Source organism: Bartonella sp. AA81SXKL (assembly GCF_042196945.1).
Lineage (GTDB): Bacteria > Pseudomonadota > Alphaproteobacteria > Rhizobiales > Rhizobiaceae > Bartonella.
Map to the genome: position 1 here is coordinate 1 of NZ_JBHIRH010000297.1, position 276 is coordinate 276.

A 276-nucleotide genomic window follows, 5' to 3' on the forward strand; every position below is an offset into this window, starting at 1 on the left:
GATCTTGTTTATACCAAGGCGCAAGTGGATGCTTTATTAGATTCTTTAATCAAAAAACGTAAAGAAGAATACGTTGAAATTACCATGCTGCAGAGTGGCAATATTCCCTGGCCTGACGGTGTCTCAGATGATACGGAAATTGAAATTACGGCTTGGGGAGCTGGCGGTAGCGGTGGTCAACGTGGAGGTGGAGGTGGCGGTGAATGTGTTACTCTAAAAATTCAAAAACGCCAATTACAGAATAATGATGTAGTGGCTATTGGAAAAGGCGGATAT

General features: G+C 42.8%; 1 pseudogene. It reads left to right on the forward strand.

Features of this window, described 5'->3' with window-relative positions:
- A pseudogene (locus tag ACFINZ_RS11230) lies at positions 1-276 on the forward strand (hypothetical protein); the annotation flags it as partial.